Here is a 17237-nt window from a genome sequence, read left to right on the forward strand (position 1 = left end):
CATTAAGTCTATTGATTTAAGAAATCAAAAGAGGGGAGAATTGAAAAATCTTTTCCATATTAAAATACTTATTTTTAGGTATTTTAATTTCGATGTTCATGACTAAATTTGTCACAACTAACTTAAACCTATTTCTTTAAAACTATTCTTTTCTTCTAAGTAGTCACATAATGCTTTAAGAATAGTGTTTTCTTTTAAAATTTGATCATTTCCGATTAAAAATAATTGTTCTTTCGCACGCGTTAACGCTACATTTAGTTTTCGATCCACTGTTCCTTCATCGTTCATATTAATCAAAGCATTCAATTGATGGTAATGGGTTACCGCAAAGCTATAGATGATAATGTCCCGTTGACTTCCTTGGTATCGTTCAACGGTGTCCACTGTAATGCGATCAAAGTCTTTGATCCCCGCCAATTCCAATTTTTGCTTGATTAAAGCAATTTGATTTCTAAACGGAGCAATGATTCCAATGGTCTTTTGTGCCGCAAATGGTTTCGAATTGAAATTGTATAATCGAATAATCTCTTTGACCATTTCGACTACTAAATCAGCTTCTTGAACATTTGTCGAAGGTAAATAGGGATTTTCTTCCACACGTAAAAAAGCAAAGCGTTTTGAAGAAAGAATTTGTTGTAAAGGATTATTTTCTTCAAATGCTTTTAAATTGAGTGTCGCGCGTTGACGGGCTAAACTTTCTTTGGCTTCATTTTGTAAATGGGATAAATCATAGGCTACATTTAACTTTCCTTCATAAAAATGCTGATTTGGAAAATCTGCAATTTCAAAATGCATTCGTCCTTGATACGTTAATTGATCGTAGGCATGTTGGTAATTGTTTTGTTCACAAAAGGTATATAATCGTTCGAATAAAGAATTCTTACGGTTATTCAGTCCTATTTCTTCCAGTAATGGATGATTGGTTTTCGCCAATTCTGGTGATTGTAAAACAATGGCTGGTAATTGTTTGTGATCCCCAATCATAATAAAACGTTTGGCTTGAGGTAAAATCCCAATGATTTGAGGCTCTAAAATCTGAGATGCTTCATCAATGATAATGGTGTCAAATTGCTTTAGTTTTAGAATATCCGCTTTATTGGAAATAGAGGCTACCGTTGAAACAAAAACACGTTGGCTTCTGATGATTAAGTCGATGGTTGCGCGACTGAATTTTTTACCTTTAGCTTCTAATTCACGCGCTTTTTCTCGAATAATCACATTTAAGATATTGTGTTGATGTTCGGGGGCACAACTCAATTCGCTCCCAATACGGATAAATTGATGTTCCACATCGTCTGGAATGGCAGTTGAAATACTTTCGCATAATTCATCGACCGCACGATTTGTATACGCCAACAACAAAATATCCTTTGTGGTATTGGCGTACATTTCTTTGACCAATTCATGAATGATGATGGACGTTTTCCCTGTACCGGGAGGTCCATTCAATAAGAAATAATCACGCGCGGATAAGGCTTTGCGTAAGATTCGATTTTGTTCAGTCGATAAATAATCTTTGTGGTAATTGGATTCAAATAATATTTCTGGAGCTCTTTGATTCAGTAAAACTTCTTTCGTTTCCTTTTTACTTTTAATGAAGGCGTATATGTTTCGATACATGGACGTAAACGAATTGTCCATAAAATCGCGCTCTAAAGCCCATTTACTGTCTGGTCCTAATTGGTCAAAGAAATTGGTATTGGGTTGTTTATGTCTAAACTGTAATACAATGGTTTCACGGGTAATGGATTGAATCGTACATTTAAAAATTTGATTCGTTAAAACCGTATCCTGAGGGTTATTTCGGGGGTATAATACACAAATGTCTCCTTCGCGAATGGAAATAAAATCATTCTTCGGATTGGTACGGCGTAATACGATTTGTTTCTTTTCTAAATGAATCGCATTATCAATGATTTGAAGATCATAAATGATTTCAAAATTCTTATTTTTTTGATCGAAATTGTTCAACCATAAACTGGCTAATCCATTGTTCGAAGTGGATTGTCCTAATCCTAATTGTGCCAAATATTGCTCTTTCGCAATAAAATTGGTAAACGAGAAAAAGTACGCTTTTTCTAACGGTGTACTGGTTTTGATGGGGTATTGAAAACCACTGATTTGTTGTTCCAGAATTTCTCTGAACTTTTGATTGATGTTACGTTTCGAGATTAAATTACCCGGATTGATATGGTTCATCAAACTTTCAGTCTGTTGTACATCATCCATGGTCAACAAATGTTCTTGTACGATGATTTGATTGCGTAAATCTAATATCGTTTGCACACGCGAAAGGTTAGGTTTATCGTAACGAAGATTACCTTGGTAAACTTTAGAATACATGATGTATCCTTCCGTATTGTTGGCCATTTCTTTGAACTCTAAATCGGCTAAAACGCCAATGATTTGATAATACAAAAACAGCTGAACGGCATGGTTTTCTTTGATTTTCTTTCCATCGTCCGGATAAGGAGCACTTCCAGATTTAAGCTCGATAATTTTATATTTTCGATCATCGGTTAAATCCAAAATATCCAAACGTCCTTGAATTCCATATTGTTCACATAAGAACGACGGTTCAAGTAAAGCACGATCCAACGAAATATCATAGGTTTTAAAATCTTCTTCAATCGTACGTTTTAAACGATCAAAATGTCCTTTGGCTTCTTGATGATATTCTTTGAATTTTTGAGGATCTTGTAACTCTTGACATGTTGTAAATTCTAATGGATTGGATTTAAAATCCTCTGTAAAAATGGTGTTAAAATCCACTTTATCCGTTCCTTCCGTCGTAAAATGATCAACGACTTGATTGGCAAAATTTCCTAATCGAATAGGCTTGGTATTGGCTACGGCTTCGAATTTACTTTTTAAATAGTGTAGAGGAGAAGTTCCATAATCTTGGAAACATTCGGCAATCGAGGAAATATTGATTAAATAATCCGGTTCTAAAATGATAAAACGTGGATGATAAATGCTTTCTTCGTCTACTGTGACGTGAATCAAATTCAATTGTGCACCAACCCAAAAGTTTTTAACGGATTTAAATTTTTCGTTGATCCCATCTTCATCAATTTGTACAAGAATAGGTTCACCGTCTTCCACCTCTTCATAATCACAAATCAAACAATCGGTTTTGATTTCAATGATTTGTACACGCATTTTTTTAATGCGTTCTTTGATGATGAACTTGTTCGAATAATAGTCTTTGGCCGGAAAGAAATACATCAATTCGGCTGGGGTCAAGACTCCATATAAAGAAGCAATAAACTCCGCTACATATTTTAAGTGGGTATAATATTCGAGTTCTTCAGGTTGATAACGATGATTTTCAACTTTTTTCGCTGTCGCACGAAAGGCGTGAATCTTAGTGGATACCTTATAAGTATTACAAATGAAAGATAATTTTGAAAACAGATTGGAGAATTGAAGCGCTTCGTTTTTAGTGCATTCAAAGGCTAAATTTTCAATCACGCGTTTCAAGTCTAAATACTTAGAAACAATGGGTTTATTGGATTGCTGTATGGCTAAAACTTCTTCTAAATATCGCGTTCCTTCTTGTGGATTCATGCACGTACAAATTTTGGCAAAATTAAGGTTTAAATTACAAATTTACTCCCAAGTTTTCCAATCTTCGCTGGTAAAATGCCCTTCAGGCGTAATGATATGTCCAACTTTAACTTTTGTGATGCGGATGATGAGGGGTGTCTTTTATGACGCATTCCATAACTTTAGAATTGATTTTACTTCTATAAAATGCGTTCCCTTATCGTATTTTTTTGCGCCATTGATTAAAGCTTTTGCCAAATCTTTGACGTGAATCACGTGGTAATTTTTAAATAAGCCCACTGCATTTAAACCACTTACGAGTGCCGTCATGACCTTTTCGCCGAGACGATTGGATTGGGGACGTTTTAAACTGGCTGGTCTAAAAATTAATAACTTTTCAAAATTGAAGGGTTGAATCGCGACCTCCAATTCGCCTTTCATACGACTGTAGAAGAGGGATGAGGTAGGAGAGGCTCCCACAGCAGATAACAGCACAAATGTGTTTACCTTTTGAGCTGCACAAAGCTTCGCAAATTCGTATTGATACTCATAATCCACTTTCCATTGTGCCTGTTTCGATCCTGCATCTTTTAAAGTTGTTCCCATTACAGAAAATGCAACATCAGCGGAAACGGAAGCTTTATACTTTTCTAATTGATTGAAATCGACCACCACTTCCTTTAATTGTGGATGAGGTGCAAAGGATGCACGTCTTACAAAGACTGTCACTTCCTCAAATTGATGATCATGGATTAATTCTTGGACCAAATATTTTCCGGTGGCACCTGTTGCGCCAATAACAATTGCTTTCATATTGGAATGGATTGGTTCTAAGATAAAAAAAGCTCCCACTTTGGGAGCTTTGTCTTTTATTTCTTTTTTAATAAATCGGGACGTCTTGCTTTGGTGCGTTCAACGGCTTGATCGTGTAACCATTCTTCAATTTTCGGAAAGTTTCCCGATAATAATACTTCGGGTACTTTGTGTCCTTTATAATCGGATGGTCGTGTATAAACAGGAGGCGCTAATAAATTGTCTTGAAATGAATCGGATAATGCTGATGTTTCATCTCCAATGACCCCTGGAATTAAACGAATAATAGCATCGGCTAAAATAATGGCTCCAAATTCACCTCCCGAAAGGACATAATCGCCAATGGATACTTCTTTCGTTACGTGCATGTCGCGAATACGTTGGTCGATTCCCTTATAATGTCCACAAATCATCATTAAGTTGCCCCCTAACGATAAATCATTGGCCATGGCTTGGTTTAAGGTTTCTCCATCAGGTGTTAAATAAATGATTTCGGCGTAATCATTTTCTTCTTTTAATTTAGAAATCATTTGATCCAAAGGCTCACACATGATGACCATTCCAGAAGTACCTCCATAAGGGTAATCATCCACGTGACGGTATTTTCCTTTTCCGTATTCTCTTAAATCATGTACATGAATTTCAACTAAACCTTTGTCTTGTGCACGCTTCATGATCGAAGCCGAGAAAGGACTTACTAATAATTCAGGTAAAACCGTGATAATATCTATTCGCATGGTGCAAAGATATTTTTTAATCTTTTGTTTCACAAATTCACTTCATAAATTTGTAACGAGATTCAACAGTTGTTTTCAAATCTATACCAGAATGGACAAAACTAAAATAACCAAAACCAATGCTGCCCGAGTTTTAGAAGCAGCTAAAATACCTTTCGAATTACGTACATATGAAGTTGTGGGAGAACATCAAACTGCTTTGGATGTCGCCAATGCCATTGGTGTACGTCCAGAAATGATTTATAAAACCTTGGTGCTGAAAGGTCAAAAAGATCCTTTTTTGGTGGCGGTAATACCGAGTGATGCTCATTTAGATTTAAAGAAAATCGCGAAGGCCTCTGGAAATAAAAATTGTGAGATGTTGCCGATGAAAGATTTATTGCCGACGACGGGATATATTCGAGGGGGATGTTCACCGATTGGCATGAAGAAACCATTTCCGACTTATCTTGAAGAAATGGCATCATTAGAAGAACAGATCATCATCAGTGCAGGAAAAAAAGGCGTGCAATTGGTTATTTCACCTGAAGATTTACAACGTGCAATTGGGGCAACATTGGCTGATTTAGTTTCTTAATGCAGGGTTAGATGATTTTTCAATAAAGTAAATGAAATCATAAATATTATTGATATTATTCATTGCTCAACTCCATTCGAAATTGAGTAACTTTGTCTTAAATCTAAGAATAAAAAAATGTTCATTCATAATAGACATAGAAGACTTCGTCAAAACGAATCTATTCGTAGTATGATTCGTGAAAATCATTTATCAACGAATGATTTTATTTTACCATTATTTATTGCAGAAGGAAAAGACGTTCGCGTTGAAATTCCATCCATGCCAGGTATTTATAGAAATTCGTTAGAGAATGTGGTAAAAGAAGCAAAAGAAGCTTGGGATTTAGGGATTAAATCAGTCAATTTATACTGTAAAGTAAGCGATAGCTTAAAAGATAATACAGGAAAAGAAGCATGGAATCCGAATGGATTAATGCAAAATACAATCAAAGCGATTAAAGATGCTTGTCCAGAGATGATTATCATGCCAGATGTTGCGTTGGATCCATATTCTATTTACGGACATGATGGTATCGTTGAAAATGGACGTGTAATCAATGATGCGACGGTTGACGCGTTGGTTCGTATGTCCTTATCTCATGCCGAAGCTGGAGCTGACTTTTTAGCACCTTCAGATATGATGGATGGACGTATTGGTGCGATGCGTGATGCATTAGAGGAAAACGGTTTTGATAACGTTGGAATTATGTCTTATGCAGCAAAATATGCCTCTTCTTTTTACGGACCATTCCGTGAAGCATTAGACAGTGCACCAGTGGATACAATGGATATTCCGAAAGACAAAAAAACGTATCAAATGGACTTTCATAATGCAGAAGAAGCTTTACGTGAGGCTATTGCTGATGTGGAAGAAGGTGCTGATATTTTAATGGTTAAACCAGGAATGGCCTATTTAGACATTGTTCGTTTGGTCAAAGAAAATTTACAAGTTCCTGTTTCAGTTTATCAAGTTTCAGGAGAATATGCGATGATTAAAGCAGCAGCAGAAAAAGGATGGATTGAACACGATAAAATCATGTTAGAAAGTTTAACGTGTATGAAACGTGCAGGTGCTGACTTGATCACAACATACTTCGCAAAAGAAGCCGCTCGATTATTAAATGATCGTTAAAATATACGCTTCTTTCGAAGCATTAAAAAAGGATGAATTCAATAGAATTCATCCTTTTTTTATTATTTACGAATTGGACTTCCAGGCATAGGAGGTGGCACATTTTCAGATTCCTCTTCATGGCTCCAACCTTCATTATTCTCTTGATTTTTTTGAGGTTCCACTGTTGGGAAGTTTTCCTTCGTTGGATTTTTTAATTTTTCAAGCAATTGTTTCGCGCGTTTGGCTTCATCTGTTTTATCATAAGCTAATACAACAATTTCTAAGGCACGTTCAAAATTTTCCTTCGATTCAGTCTTCGACACGGCAAATGCATTCAACAATGCGAATTTTGCAATGATAATCTCTGTTGGATATTTCTCAATGGCTTGAGCAACACGAGCTTTGACTTCTTCGTATTTTTCGTCCTTATACAATTGGTAAGTTGCTTCGTAATCTGCCAAAGCTTCTTTCGTTTCGGCTGTAATAAAATCGACTTCCGGATTTAAAATATATCCTGCATAAATGGTATTTGGATATTTTCCTAGAATCTCGTTTTTGTATTTTTCTTCAAGAACTTTATCACGATCCTTATGAATACGATACAATTGATACATGGCTTGTACTTCAATTTCTTTTTGTTTAGGCGGTGAAGCTACTAATTTCTCTAAAGTTTCAGCTGAAAGTTTTGTATCATTGAAATGATCAAAATAACCCGTACCCAATGCTAATTGAGTCGTATCACGTGTAATTTTAAGATCGTTTAGTTCTTTAACTGATTTTGGTATTTTTTCTAAATAATAACCTAATTCAAAACGTCTTGGATCTCCTGATGCGATATTTCCTTTTAATTCATTTTCTTTATCTTCCAAGGTTGGACCTGGAATTGCTGAATTTCTCCAATTGTCCTTTAAGGTTGGATTATTCCAAATGCGTTGGAATTCAGCTAACCCTGAATTTTTTAAACTTTGGTTGTAGAAATAGAATTTATTTGAATTCCCTTGATCAAAACTTGATGCGAATCCTGTTGTTTTACCTCCCAATTGGAATTCTGACATTTCTTGTTGTTCCTTCACCAAACGAGCTTCTTCTTCCTTCTTTAGTTTTTCAATATGGGTTGTAAAGAATTTTTCTTGCTCTTCTTTAGGCAATTGGGCAATGCGCAAAATACTATCGTTACGTTCTACCAAATAATGCATCTGCATTAAATTTTTTAGAATCGTATTTTTCTCATTGATGCGGTTTTTATCTTTTTCTTTGGCATACGTTGTGACCGCGGAATCATAATAGGAAGTTGCGTAGACGTAATTTCCTTTGCTAAAATGAGCATTCGCGAAATTTTCATAAGCTTTTGCGCGAATATAGGGATCAGATACCGGCTCCTTTAAACTGAGTTCAGAATATTTGATGGCTTCATCATAATTTTGATTTTTATATGCCATTTCTGCTACAGCATAATAAAATTCGTTTTTCTTTGATGTATAAATCCCTTTCTTACTTTGATCTAAGATATGTTCCTTGTATGATGAGTAATTATTGATTTTAGGATCAAAATTTGAAGCGATAGCCAATTGAGATTTGACTTCCATATCAAATCCGGGACGCATTTTATAGACTTCAGTAAAGGCTTGTCCTGCTTCTTCTTGTTTTCCTAATTTGGAAAATACTTGACCCAAAGCAAATAAGGTACGTGCTTTATCTGTTGAATTTCGGCTGTAATAATGTGCTTTTTCTAATGGCTCTAAAGCTTCTTCATAGAGTTCATTTTCAACCAAGAAATCGGCATAATTGGCAGCCACAAGGTATTTGATCTCTTTGGATACATTTTCTTTTTCGTAGAGTTTTAATAATTTCTCTTGACCATCAAAATAATTTCCGCCTTTAATATCGGCTAACGTCGTATATAATAAGGCTTCGTCGTAATATTTGGATTTAGGAAAATTCTTCGTTACATAATTCAAAGCATCTAAAGCTTCAAAATATTTGCCTGAAAAAAAACGTGATTTACCAATTAAAAGATAAGCACGAGCAATCATTAAATTACGCTCTGAACCACTAATCAACATGGAATGTTTTTCAATGACTTTATTGGCTTTTGCTTCTACCGCTTGATAACCCGTTGGTTTTTGGACATTCGAATTATTCGAATTATTCGAACTTCCACCACCACCGATGCTGTTATTCATCAATGCTAATCCAAAATCTTCTTCTGTCGCGTTTTTATCTTTAAAATAATTCACGCCGATCGGAAGAACTTCTCCATAGTCTTCTACATAGTTTGTTTTAAGTTCTGTATGTTTTTTATCCAGTTCTTCTTCCGCATTAAAAATTCCATTGAACCAAGACGTCATCTTATGATAACTCCTGTTTTGGAACGTATCTTTTCTGGTAGAACATCCGATTAAAAGACTTGCAGCAACTAAACTAAAAGCGTATTTTTTCATAGGGATCAATATAGACAAATCTACAATAAAACGAAAGAATACAAAAAATCTTGTATTCAGAAAAAGTTTTAGATATTTGTAAAAATTGTACAGGAAACGATAAATGCTTTGAAAATTTGTCGGGAATGGCGATTTTATCAACGGGTTTACAAAATAACTTATTGATAATAATTGAATTGTGCAGAAGGATTGTATTCTGCAGGATTTGATGTAATAAATGGGAATAAATTATATGAAGGCTTTTTTAGCACAGCTTTTTGCGAAATATATCGTCAATAAAGATCAAAAATGGATTGATCGTCCACAAGAAACACAAGAAAAAATCTTGATGAACCTGATTCAATCGGCAAAAAATACCACTTTTGGTCGAGATCATCATTTTGATGAAATCAAATCGTATGATGATTTTAAGCAGCGTGTTCCAATCCGTGATTATGAAGGATTGAAACCGTATTTTGATGCGATGGTAGAAGGTAAAGCTGATGTTTTATGGCCTGGTCAACCCATTTATTTAGCGAAAACATCCGGAACTACATCTGGTACTAAATATATTCCGTTAACCAAAGAATCAATACCTTATCATATTAATTCTGCTCGTAATGCTTTATTGCACTATATCCATGAAACAAAAAATGCTCATTTCTTAAATGGTAAATTAATTTTTTTACAAGGAAGTCCAATCCTTGAAGAAAAAAATGGATTGAAATTCGGTCGCTTATCAGGTATCGTTGCCCATTATGTACCAAAATATCTTCAAACCAATCGTATGCCTTCATGGGAGACCAATTGTATCGAAGAATGGGAAACGAAAGTAGATGCAGTTGTAAAGGAAACGATTCCCGAAAACATGACATTAATATCTGGTATTCCACCATGGTTAATCATGTATTTTGAACGTTTGTTGGAGGTGTCTGGAAAAGAAAATATCCAATCGTTGTTTCCAGAGTTACAATTGATGGTTACAGGAGGAGTTAATTATGAGCCCTATCGTGACAAAGTAAATCAGCTTATCGGACATCCTATCGATTGTATTCAAACTTATCCTGCATCAGAAGGTTTTATTGCTTATCAAAACACCCAAAAGGAAGAAGATCTTTTATTATTGTTAAACAATGGAATGTTTTATGAATTTGTTCCGGTAGAAGAATTCTTTGATGATCATCCTACTCGTTTGTCTATCCAAGAGGTCAAAGTAGGGGTAGACTATGTTTTGATTTTAAATACCAATGCAGGTTTATGGGGATATAATATTGGAGATACTGTACGTTTTACTTCAACACATCCGTACAAAATAGTGGTTTCTGGACGAATTAAACATTTTACTTCTGCTTTTGGAGAACATGTAATTGCACATGAAGTAGAACAAGCTTTACAAAAAACTTTAGCCCAATATCCCGCCAGTGTAAACGAATTTACGGTGGCTCCTCAGGTTAACCCATCACAAGGATTACCTTACCATGAATGGTTTATAGAATTTGAAACCTATCCTAATGATATGAAGGCTTTTTCGAAGGAGCTAGACGAACAAATGCGTTTACAAAACGTATATTACAATGATTTAATCACTGGAAATATTTTGCGACCGTTAGTTCTAACTACTTTAGAAAAAAATGCTTTCCAAGTGTATATGAAATCCATTGGAAAATTAGGTGGACAAAATAAGGTTCCTCGATTGGCCAATGATCGTAGTATCGCGGATGAGTTTTACCGTTTGAATCTCACAAATAACTCACAATAAAACTAAAATGATTTACAAAACAGTAGAAAGTTCATTGATTACTTTCTCACAGCTGATGCTACCATCGCACTCTAATTTTTCTGGAAAAATCCATGGTGGATATTTATTGTCCTTAATGGATCAAATTGCTTTTGCATGTGCCTCGAAATATTCAGGAAAATATTGTGTCACAGCATCAGTAGATCGCGTAGATTTTTTAACGCCGGTAGAAGTAGGAGAATTGGTAACACTTAATGCTTCTGTTAATTATGTTGGAAATACCTCAATGGTCATTGGAATCCGCGTGGATAGCCAAAATGTACAAACAGGAGAGGTGAAGCATTGCAATTCGTCTTATTTTACAATGATCTGCAAGGAAGAAAATGGAGAAAAAGCAGAAGCGCCGAAATTAATTTTACGCTCAGCGACGGAAATTCGTCGTTTTTATAAAGCATTGCATCGCATAGAAGAACATAAAAAAGCGGCTATGCAGGTGAAAGATGCCATGGATTATCATTCGCCCGATTTAATTAATTTTCTTTTAGAAAATTACAATGTTAAAATCCATCTTGATGGGTAATTATAATTAAAAAAACCTCCATTTGTGGAGGTTTTTTTAGTTATACAAGTTCCGTTTCTTGGGATGGAATGAATTGCCTTAAAAATTGATTTTTTTGATCAAATAGCATAGCATTTGAAAAACCTTCCAATAAGTTGATGGCTAAAAACAAATCACTTACTTCTTGATTGTTATAACCTTCTAGATAAAACAGTTGTTCACAATGAATAAATGATTTTATATGATCAATTTGTTCTTTTGTATAAAATGTTATGATTTTTTCGAATGTTATGATTTCTTTTAAACGTGTTTTTAAGGCCTTATTTTTCTCGTGTACTGTTTTTAAATTTTCTATAATTACATTTTCATGATTTTGTTCAAAAATCCAATTCAAACTTTCTCTAAATTCTGCAGCAAATTCTAGATGAGATTCTAGTTGTTTTTCTTGGTCAATCAACTCTTTTAACTGATTTAATTTTTCTTGATCCATATTTGATTTGAAATAGGAAGCAATCGTTTTTTGTATTTCATCAATCGCGGGTTGATAAGATTCAGCTTCGGTAGTTAAAATCTCAAACAGTCGACTCGATTCTTTCTTCAAGTTATAGTATTTCGTTTCAAATTTGACTTTTTTGAACTCTTTTTGTTGCAACAAATGATGTAACAATTGAATTTCTTTATAGGCTCTATTTTGTTTAAAAATAGGTTCAAAATAAACAACATTAAACACATCATAAAAATTTGATGAACAATCATCAGGAATGTTGGAATTCAAAAGGGATTTTAATTCAAATGCTATTTCATTAAAATAGTTTTGAAATTCGATTGGAAAAGCGTAATGTTTTTCATCCGTAACAAAAAGGGAAATAAATTGATCGTTTGAAAGTTCATTCTTACGCATAATGCTGGAATGGATGAACATATCTTCTGTTAGCGCTTCTTCATAATAGTCTAAATTTTTGATGATGGTTGTCGCTTTAGGCGTTTGATCAATTGGAGACACCATTCCTAATCGTTTGATGTTTTCTAAACGTTCTTTGGTTTCGGGATGGGATGACCATAAATTTTCATATTCAATGCGTAATTCATCATAGGAGTTATCATTGTTTGAAAGGTCAGCTAATCCTTTGTATGTTTTATAGTTATAGGATTGGATACGGTATTCAACGACCTGATTAAAATTGGTGTAAATGTTTTTGGTATAGAAATGTTCATCGATATGTACGGCATAAAAATTTTTAGTATCATTCCAACATTCATCATAAAATCGACTTCGCGTTAATGGTCTTTCGTACGTTTCATAACCAACGATTGTAGCTGCTATCTCATCAGCATTGAATTCCATTTCGCGCGATAAAGCTAAATTTTCTATTTCTAGTTGTTGATAGATTTGCTTCAGAAAAAAGCTCATCATTTGTGTATATAATATGGCACCTTTACAAATGAATGAAATGATGGCATTCCATCGAGCGATATCTTCTACCGTTTCGTGGATTGAATTTTCATTGTAAAGGACTTGATGGATTGAACGGTTGATGTTGCCTACATAGTTACCAATAGCCATTGATTTTTGTGAAAAATGTCCAAACTCGTGGGCTAAAATTCCTTTTAATTCTTGTTTCGTCAACATATGCAGTAAACCGATGCCAATATTTAAATTTTTTGGTGTCGGTATGAATAAACTTCGAACATTATTGGAATAATAGACCGAGGCATTGATATCTTCAATAAAGTAAACTTTATTCGGAAATTTAATGTTCATTTCACGAACGGTTTCTTCAATCAACTGAAATAATTCAGGTTCATCCGACGAATTCGTTTCAATACCTTGGGGTTCATGGTTTTGGAAAAAATGTAAAATAAATTTAAGATTAAAAAAGACAATTAATCCACCTGTAAGAATTAAACCGACAGCTCCAACCAACGCGATCCACCCCAAGCGGAAGAGTACTAATAAGCGATAGGCTAAATAGCCACAAAGTCCAAAAATAACGAGTGACAATACGATTGAAATAAACATGGTGATAAAAAAGATGATGATCCAAAGAATGGATGCTTTTTGCGCTTTTTTATACTTTTTAGAGATGGTAATAGCTATTGACATAAATAAAAAAATCCTGAAGGTTAAACTTCAGGATTAAGATTTTATTATAATATCAATTAAAATTCATGAGCTGTTTTACGAATGATGGCAATGCATTCCATTAATTGCTCTTCATTCATCACTAAAGGTGGAGCAAAACGAATGATGTTACCATGAGTAGGTTTTGCTAATAAACCATTTTCCATCATTTTTACACAGAAATTCCAAGCAGTGTCTGATTCAGGTGTATCATTGATTAAAATTGCATTCAATAAACCTTTTCCACGAACTGCTTTGAAAATAGGGAATTCTTCAATCATTTTATTGATTTCGTTTCTGAAGATTTGTCCTAATTTTTCAGCATTATCTGCTAATTTTTCATCTAAAACAACTTGTAAGGCTTCACGTGCGACAGCACATGCTAATGGATTTCCACCATATGTTGATCCGTGTTGTCCAGGGTGAATCACATCCATCACCTCATTTCGAGTTAATACTCCTGAAACTGGATACGCTCCACCTGATAAGGCTTTTCCTAAGATTAACATATCCGGCTTAATGTTTTCATGGTCGATGGCTAACATTTTTCCTGTACGAGCAATACCTGTTTGAATTTCATCAGCGATAAATAGAATATTATTTTCTTGACAGATTTCGTAACATGCTTTTAAATAACCTTCCGCCGGAACATTTACTCCTGCTTCTCCTTGGATCGGTTCAACTAAGAATGCACAAATATTTGCAGCTTTTTCAGCAACGACTTTTCTAAAATCTTCTGCATTGCTGTATTCAACGGCGATAAAGCCAGAAGTATAAGGATCGAAATGTTTACGGGCATCTTCATCATTGGAAAAAGAGATAATGGTTGTTGTACGTCCATGGAAATTATCTTTACATACCACAATGATTCCTTCACCCGCTGGAATTCCTTTTTTCTCATACCCCCATTTACGTGCAATTTTTAAAGCTGTTTCTACCGCTTCTGCTCCGGTATTCATCGGTAAAATTTTATCATAACCGAATAATTCAGTTACAAATTTTTCATAAATTCCCAATTCAGCATTGTAAAATGCACGAGAAGTTAAGGTTAATTTATCCGCTTGTTCTTTTAATTTGCTGATGATTCGTGGATGAGAATGTCCTTGGTTTACAGCAGAATATGCTGATAAAAAGTCAAAATAACGTTTTCCATTGACATCCCATACATATACTCCTTCACCTTTTTCTAAAACCACTGATAAAGGGTGATAGTTATGTGCTCCATGTTTTTCTTCTAAACCAATTAATTCCTCTGCAGAATAAGTTGTACTCATGTTTGTTGTTTTATTTGTTTGTAATGTTTTTATATAAAAAAACCGGACAATTATAAAGCCGGTTGTTGATCTAATCTTTTTTCGATTAAATGAATATCTTTTCCAAAAAATCTTTTCGACACTTTCAAGAAGTTATCCGTATAGTCAGACAAAAAGAAATTATATGTTGCTTTTTGATCAGGAGAAGCTAATTTACCTTCACGATCCAATAAATAAATTAAATGATTGACCACGATTAAAGGAGAATTAATAATGTTCACTTTTCCTCCAAAGACTTGATTGATTTCTTTTTCAACCAATGGATAATGCGTGCAACCTAATATAATCGAATCAATATCCTCAAATTTTTTATGATTGAGATATGTTTCTAATACAGCTTTAGAGATAGGCGTATTGGCATAACCTTCTTCAATAACAGGGACTAATAATGGAGTTGCCATTTCGATTACTTTCACATGTTTGTTGAATTTTCGAATGGAACGTTTATATGCTCCAGAATTAATAGTCGCTTTCGTTGCAATGACCCCAATTTTTTCACGTAATTCAAAAGCTACTTTTTCCGCTACTGGTGAAATCACATCAATCACAATAATGTCATTTCCTGCGGCCTCTTTAATGGCATCTATAGAATTTGCTGTTGCCGAATTGCAAGCCACTAAAATAGCTTTACAATTATGGGACTTCAGAAAATTAGTAATATCAACCGAAAAACGAGTGATGGCTTCTTTCGATTTTTCACCATACGGTAAATGCTGTGTATCGCCAAAATAGATGATGCTCTCATTTGGCAATAAACGTTTAATTTCTTTTGCAAAAGTTAATCCACCTACACCAGAGTCAAAAACTCCAATTGGTCTGTTATCATTCATATCTGCAAATTTATAAAATTAATCGACGTAAAATAGGCGAGAAGCAATGCCATCGGCGAAAAATTTTGCTTCTTTGGTTAAAATAATTTTACCGTCAATTTGTTGCACTAAATTTTCGTTGATTAATTCTTTTAATTCGTGTTGAAAATAATCATTTATTTTTAAACCATAACGTTTTAAAATAATGTTTGGGTCTATTCCATAAATGGTACGAAGACCTATCATAACCTGTTCATTGTATTGATCGATTAGGGATAAATTTTCGATTTCGATGGGCAACTGATTGTTGGATATTGAATGGATATATTTGGCATTGTTTGCTACATTCCAAGCTCTTTGATTTCCTTTGTATGAGTGAGCTGAAGGTCCAATTCCGATATATGGTACCCCTTTCCAATAGTTGGAATTATGTTGCGAAAAATAGCCTGGTTTTCCAAAATTTGAGATTTCATACTGAATAAACCCTTGGCGTTCTAAAAATTGAACCAAGTCATCGAATTGTTCGGACTGGTGTTGATCGCTAATGGGTTTCCATTCACCTTTTTCAATTTTATGATCCAATGTGGTTTTTTCTTCCACTGTTAAAGCATAGGATGAGATATGGTTAATCCCTAAATCTACTGCTTTTTGAAGATTTTGGTGCCACATCTCATGTGTGGTCGTATTTGAACCATAAATCAAGTCAATGGTTAAATTATCAAATCCAAAATCCTGTGCCATTTGGATGCAATTTTCTGCTTCTTGAGCATTATGCGCTCGATTCATCAGTCTTAAATCTTCTTCAAAGAAGGATTGTACCCCAATCGAGAAACGATTAATTGGAGTGGATTGAAAGAATTTTAATTTTTCTTTCGTTAAATCATCGGGATTAGCTTCCAGCGTTACTTCTTTGATTTGGGATAAATCATACTGTTGATGGAGTGCATTAAAGATGGCATCCAATTCATGGGATTGCAATATCGAAGGAGTTCCACCCCCAAAATAAATGGTTTCAATGGGTGTAGAAATTTCATTTTTTCGCATTTCTAACTCTTTGATAATTGCTTCAACCATAGTTGATTTCGAACTCAAATTTGTTGAGAAATGAAAATCACAATAACTGCATTTCTGCTTGCAATAAGGGATGTGGATATAAATTCCTGCCAAGACGATTGTATTTTAATGCAAAGTTAATTTTAAAAACTTTAAAAAATCAAGCTTATGTTTTTGAAATTTTGAAAAAAATATTTCTAAAAAATTGTGATTTATAAAATTTATTATTCTATCTTTCACCAATAATTTAGAATATCATGAATAAAGGAACTGTAAAATTCTTTAATGAAGAAAAAGGATTTGGATTTATTAAAGAAACAGAATCAGGAAAAGAGTTTTTTGTACACGTTACAGGTTTAGTAGACAAAGTAAAAGAAAACGATGAAGTTTCTTTCGACTTAGCTGAAGGACGTAAAGGTACAATGGCTGTAAATGTTAAGACAATATAATCA

The 17237-nt window shown here is 34.2% G+C and carries 13 protein-coding genes; 5 read left to right on the forward strand and 8 right to left on the reverse strand.

Features of this window, described 5'->3' with window-relative positions; genetic code table 11:
- Nucleotides 1-117: 117 nt before the first annotated feature.
- The 3 genes from AC1QSP_RS02335 to trmD all read right to left on the reverse strand — a co-directional run bounded on the left by AC1QSP_RS02335 (nt 118) and on the right by trmD (nt 5099).
- Nucleotides 118-3570: an AAA domain-containing protein gene (locus AC1QSP_RS02335; RefSeq protein WP_484079606.1), complete on the reverse strand. Its 3453-nt coding sequence runs from the start codon at nt 3568-3570 to the stop codon at nt 118-120.
- Nucleotides 3571-3711: 141 nt separating this feature from the next.
- Nucleotides 3712-4362: an NAD(P)H-binding protein gene (locus tag AC1QSP_RS02340; RefSeq protein ID WP_484079607.1), complete on the reverse strand. Its 651-nt coding sequence runs from the start codon at nt 4360-4362 to the stop codon at nt 3712-3714.
- Between the two features lie 56 nt (nt 4363-4418).
- Nucleotides 4419-5099: a tRNA (guanosine(37)-N1)-methyltransferase TrmD gene (trmD, locus tag AC1QSP_RS02345; protein WP_484079608.1), complete on the reverse strand. Its 681-nt coding sequence runs from the start codon at nt 5097-5099 to the stop codon at nt 4419-4421.
- Between the two features lie 91 nt (nt 5100-5190).
- Between trmD and ybaK the strand changes: the two genes are divergently transcribed.
- Entirely contained in the window at nt 5191-5676 is a 486-nt protein-coding gene (gene ybaK / locus AC1QSP_RS02350; protein WP_484079609.1) for a Cys-tRNA(Pro) deacylase, read from the forward strand.
- 117 nt (nt 5677-5793) lie between these two features.
- A complete protein-coding gene (gene hemB / locus AC1QSP_RS02355; RefSeq protein WP_484079610.1) occupies nt 5794-6789 on the forward strand; it encodes a porphobilinogen synthase in 996 nt (331 codons plus the stop codon).
- Between the two features lie 62 nt (nt 6790-6851).
- Here the strand turns inward: hemB and porW are convergent, their stop codons facing one another.
- Nucleotides 6852-9212 carry a type IX secretion system periplasmic lipoprotein PorW/SprE gene (porW, locus tag AC1QSP_RS02360; protein WP_484079611.1) on the reverse strand — a complete coding sequence of 787 codons (2361 nt, stop codon included), beginning with the start codon at nt 9210-9212 and terminating at the stop codon, nt 6852-6854.
- Between the two features lie 232 nt (nt 9213-9444).
- Here porW and AC1QSP_RS02365 point away from each other — a divergent pair, with 232 nt between their 5' ends.
- Together AC1QSP_RS02365 and AC1QSP_RS02370 are read left to right on the forward strand one after the other, a co-directional pair.
- Complete coding sequence (locus AC1QSP_RS02365; RefSeq protein ID WP_484079612.1) at nt 9445-10950, forward strand: GH3 auxin-responsive promoter family protein; 1506 nt, start codon at nt 9445-9447, stop codon at nt 10948-10950.
- Nucleotides 10951-10957: 7 nt separating this feature from the next.
- Complete coding sequence (locus tag AC1QSP_RS02370; protein ID WP_322969976.1) at nt 10958-11509, forward strand: acyl-CoA thioesterase; 552 nt, start codon at nt 10958-10960, stop codon at nt 11507-11509.
- Between the two features lie 40 nt (nt 11510-11549).
- Here the strand turns inward: AC1QSP_RS02370 and AC1QSP_RS02375 are convergent, their stop codons facing one another.
- Genes AC1QSP_RS02375 through hemW form a run of 4 tightly spaced genes read right to left on the reverse strand, consistent with a single transcriptional unit; the run spans nt 11550 to nt 16899 of the window.
- Entirely contained in the window at nt 11550-13592 is a 2043-nt protein-coding gene (locus AC1QSP_RS02375; RefSeq protein ID WP_484079613.1) for a M48 family metalloprotease, read from the reverse strand.
- 56 nt (nt 13593-13648) lie between these two features.
- Nucleotides 13649-14884: an ornithine--oxo-acid transaminase gene (gene rocD / locus AC1QSP_RS02380; protein ID WP_484079614.1), complete on the reverse strand. Its 1236-nt coding sequence runs from the start codon at nt 14882-14884 to the stop codon at nt 13649-13651.
- Nucleotides 14885-14934: 50 nt separating this feature from the next.
- Nucleotides 14935-15753 carry a glutamate racemase gene (gene murI / locus AC1QSP_RS02385; protein ID WP_484079615.1) on the reverse strand — a complete coding sequence of 273 codons (819 nt, stop codon included), beginning with the start codon at nt 15751-15753 and terminating at the stop codon, nt 14935-14937.
- An 18-nt stretch (nt 15754-15771) separates the two neighbouring features.
- Nucleotides 15772-16899 carry a radical SAM family heme chaperone HemW gene (hemW, locus tag AC1QSP_RS02390; RefSeq protein WP_484079616.1) on the reverse strand — a complete coding sequence of 376 codons (1128 nt, stop codon included), beginning with the start codon at nt 16897-16899 and terminating at the stop codon, nt 15772-15774.
- A 143-nt stretch (nt 16900-17042) separates the two neighbouring features.
- Here hemW and AC1QSP_RS02395 point away from each other — a divergent pair, with 143 nt between their 5' ends.
- Nucleotides 17043-17234, forward strand: coding sequence for a cold-shock protein (locus AC1QSP_RS02395; RefSeq protein ID WP_322969971.1), 192 nt, complete (start codon nt 17043-17045; stop codon nt 17232-17234).
- Nucleotides 17235-17237: the final 3 nt, after the last annotated feature.

The sequence above is a fragment of the Faecalibacter sp. genome (assembly GCF_057177045.1).

Bases quoted from the DNA above. Each gene is read 5' to 3' on its own strand.
- AC1QSP_RS02335 (WP_484079606.1), bottom strand. From the start codon at position 3,570: ATGAATCCACAAGAAGGAACGCGATATTTAGAAGAAGTTTTAGCCATA.
- AC1QSP_RS02340 (WP_484079607.1), bottom strand. From the start codon at position 4,362: ATGAAAGCAATTGTTATTGGCGCAACAGGTGCCACCGGAAAATATTTG.
- trmD (WP_484079608.1), bottom strand. From the start codon at position 5,099: ATGCGAATAGATATTATCACGGTTTTACCTGAATTATTAGTAAGTCCT.
- ybaK (WP_484079609.1), top strand. From the start codon at position 5,191: ATGGACAAAACTAAAATAACCAAAACCAATGCTGCCCGAGTTTTAGAA.
- hemB (WP_484079610.1), top strand. From the start codon at position 5,794: ATGTTCATTCATAATAGACATAGAAGACTTCGTCAAAACGAATCTATT.
- porW (WP_484079611.1), bottom strand. From the start codon at position 9,212: ATGAAAAAATACGCTTTTAGTTTAGTTGCTGCAAGTCTTTTAATCGGA.
- AC1QSP_RS02365 (WP_484079612.1), top strand. From the start codon at position 9,445: ATGAAGGCTTTTTTAGCACAGCTTTTTGCGAAATATATCGTCAATAAA.
- AC1QSP_RS02370 (WP_322969976.1), top strand. From the start codon at position 10,958: ATGATTTACAAAACAGTAGAAAGTTCATTGATTACTTTCTCACAGCTG.
- AC1QSP_RS02375 (WP_484079613.1), bottom strand. From the start codon at position 13,592: ATGTCAATAGCTATTACCATCTCTAAAAAGTATAAAAAAGCGCAAAAA.
- rocD (WP_484079614.1), bottom strand. From the start codon at position 14,884: ATGAGTACAACTTATTCTGCAGAGGAATTAATTGGTTTAGAAGAAAAA.
- murI (WP_484079615.1), bottom strand. From the start codon at position 15,753: ATGAATGATAACAGACCAATTGGAGTTTTTGACTCTGGTGTAGGTGGA.
- AC1QSP_RS02395 (WP_322969971.1), top strand. From the start codon at position 17,043: ATGAATAAAGGAACTGTAAAATTCTTTAATGAAGAAAAAGGATTTGGA.